The sequence below is a fragment of the Arthrobacter sp. JCM 19049 genome (genome assembly GCF_001310435.1).
The window spans coordinates 1-2,375 of the sequence record NZ_BAXF01000342.1 but is presented as its reverse complement, the minus strand read 5'-3'; the positions used below and the strand labels follow the sequence as shown (position 1 = coordinate 2,375).

Genomic DNA, 2,375 nt, shown 5'->3' with positions numbered 1-2,375 from the left:
CGGCCGCCCGTGGGCCATGACCTAATTTGTCGAATCCTGCTCCGGTGCCGGGGGCTGCTTGGCCGCGGTGGAGCCGGTGTGGGTTCCGCCGGTTTCGGGGGCCACAGTTTCCTGCTGGTCCGCCTCCCGGCCCGTTTCGGTCTCATCCTTGGCTGCCTCATCCTTGGCTGCCTCATCTTTGGCTGCCTCATCGGCCCCGGCCGGCTGGGCCTGCGCAGGCGCGGGCAGCTTGGAGACCCGTTGGGAGGAATCCGGCGCGCTGGCGGTGTTTGAATCCTCGCCGTGCGCGGTGCTGCCCTGCTCGTTGGCCGGGTCCTGCTCCTGCTGCGGCTTGCCGAACACGGAGCTGACCGGTCGCGGCTCCTCAACCACGGACAGCGGCTGGCCGCCGTACTCGGCGATGTTCTCATCCAGCTCGTGCAGCATCTGCTCGGCGTCGGCGATGCGTTCATCGTCCTTCGAATCCAGGGACTTCACCAGCACTGGGCCAGGGCGAACTCGGCGTTCAGCGCCGCGCGGCGCATGATGTGCGGGTCGGCCTTGTCGGCGCGGGCCTGCATGTATGCGGCAAACACTTTGTCGCCGAACTCGTGATCCTCCACCGCCGAAAGCCAGGCGAAGTCCTCGGCCGGGTCGCCCACGTGCAGGTCGGTCCACCCCTTCACGGCGGTGATGCGGCTGCCAGCACCTGCAGCTGCTCCTCATCGAAGGAGCCGTGGACCACCGCGGCATTAAACCGCCACAGCGACACGTCTTCCATCGCGTGCTCCCAACGGCGCAGCAGCCGGCTGGGCACCTTGCCGGTGGCGGCGGCGGTGTCCAGTTCGTTGAGCTTGCGCTGGCGCACCTCGTCGGCCGTGTAGGTGGGCAGCCCGGCGACCTCCACCGATTCATCCGGGATCTTGTGGATCGCGGCCATCGTGTTGCCCAGCTCCCGGGCCAGCGGTTCACCCAGCTGCACCAGGTCCTCCAGCATCACCCCGTGTCCGGCAGGTCCTTGTAAACGAAGGTGCGCAGCGGTCCCTGGCGGACGGTGCCGGCTATCGCCGGCAGCGCGAAGGGCAGCGCGGCGCGGACCTTGGCCGAAAAAGCGCGCAGCGCCGACAGCTCGGCCTCCAAGCGCATGCTGGCCTCATCGTGTTTGGGCGAACGCACCCGCCAACGGTTTTTCTTGTCGTCGATGAGCAGCGCCGAATCAAAATCTTCGGGGTCATCGGACAACGCAGCGTAGCCAACCGGGCAGAGACCGGGCACTGCTGCGGTGGCAATTGCGGCGAGTTCCATGGCAGAGCGTTTCACATGTTCCACCGTAAACTACCGGCACAGTGCTGATGGCCAAAGACTCACGGTATGTCACCGCAAATCGGTGGGGCGCCTTGCGGCCCTGGGGGAAGCAGGATGGGGTCGCCCACACTCCGGGGCCCGGGACCACCCGTATTTTGACAGCACGCCTAAAGTTGTAGATATGGCGCTTGCAGAGAAATACCACCTGCCCCTGGAGGACCTGAGCTTCGCGGAGGCCCGGTTCGAACGGCAGATTATCGAATATGATGAACCGGATCTGCTGCAACAGGTTCTGCAACGTGAGAGCACCCTGGTCATGAGCATGGTCGAGGGCAGGGCCCTGGCCGATGCCGGCGGGCTGGCGCTGGTGCCTGGCCCATCCTCCACCCTGCCCGAGGGCGGGGAGTACATCTACCTGGGGCGCGCGGCGCAACACGACTACGTGGTGGCCCTGCTGCCGCAGCAGGTGGCCCCGGCCCACCACGAGCTGCTGGACCTGCGCACCGCGTTCACCCAACTGCGGCCCGAACACCAGCACCTGATGCTGATCGCCCAGGCGATCACCAACTGGCGGCGCAGCTACAACTTCTGCCCCGAATGCGGTTCCCCCGTGCGCCCCACCACGGCCGGGTGGGTGCTTAAATGCGTGAAGAACGGGCATGAGCTCTTTCCCCGCACCGACCCGGCGGTGATCGTGGCCATCATCGATGACCAGGACCGGATCCTGCTCGGGGCCAACGCCCGCTGGAACACGGCCGTGTACTCGGTGCTGGCCGGCTTCGTTGAGGCCGGGGAATCCTGCGAATCGGCGGTGCGGCGCGAGGTCTTCGAGGAATCCGGGGTGCGCGTTGATGAATGCCACTACCGCGGCTCCCAGCCCTGGCCGCTGCCGCGCTCGCTGATGCTTGGCTATACGGCGCACGCCCAAACCACCGACCTGGTGCCCGACGGACTGGAAATCCTGGACCTGCGCTGGTTCTCCCGGGCGGAACTGGGCCGGGAACTGGCCGCCGGCAGCATCCAGATCCCGCGCGGGGTCTCCATTGCCCACGCCCTGATCCGCGACTGGTACGGCCAGCCCCTGCCGGAGG

Annotated in this window: 5 protein-coding genes; 1 reads left to right on the top strand and 4 read right to left on the bottom strand. The window is 67.0% G+C overall.

Features of this window, described 5'->3' with window-relative positions; genetic code table 11:
- Positions 1–21 precede the first annotated feature (21 nt).
- From JCM19049_RS11905 to JCM19049_RS11890, 4 genes are read right to left on the bottom strand one after another with little or no spacing between them, the layout of a single operon-like run.
- The gene (locus tag JCM19049_RS11905; protein WP_054821701.1) at positions 22–483 is read right to left on the bottom strand and encodes a hypothetical protein; all 462 of its coding nucleotides are present in this window, start codon (positions 481–483) and stop codon (positions 22–24) included.
- Positions 474–665, bottom strand: coding sequence for a hypothetical protein (locus JCM19049_RS11900; RefSeq protein WP_054821700.1), 192 nt, complete (start codon positions 663–665; stop codon positions 474–476). Before JCM19049_RS11900 ends, JCM19049_RS11905 begins: the two co-directional genes overlap by 10 nt.
- Positions 662–979, bottom strand: coding sequence for a hypothetical protein (locus JCM19049_RS11895; RefSeq protein ID WP_054821699.1), 318 nt, complete (start codon positions 977–979; stop codon positions 662–664). The genes JCM19049_RS11900 and JCM19049_RS11895 overlap by 4 nt, the downstream gene beginning before the upstream one ends.
- Complete coding sequence (locus JCM19049_RS11890) at positions 976–1,284, bottom strand: hypothetical protein (RefSeq protein WP_054821698.1); 309 nt, start codon at positions 1,282–1,284, stop codon at positions 976–978. Before JCM19049_RS11890 ends, JCM19049_RS11895 begins: the two co-directional genes overlap by 4 nt.
- Before the next feature lie 181 nt (positions 1,285–1,465).
- Here JCM19049_RS11890 and nudC point away from each other — a divergent pair.
- Positions 1,466–2,375 (top strand): NAD(+) diphosphatase (nudC, locus tag JCM19049_RS11885; protein ID WP_054821697.1); only part of this gene is annotated, 910 nt, incomplete at its 3' end.

Coding starts and splice junctions, on each gene's coding strand:
- JCM19049_RS11890 (WP_054821698.1), bottom strand. CDS start 1,284: ATGGAACTCGCCGCAATTGCCACCGCAGCAGTGCCCGGTCTCTGCCCG.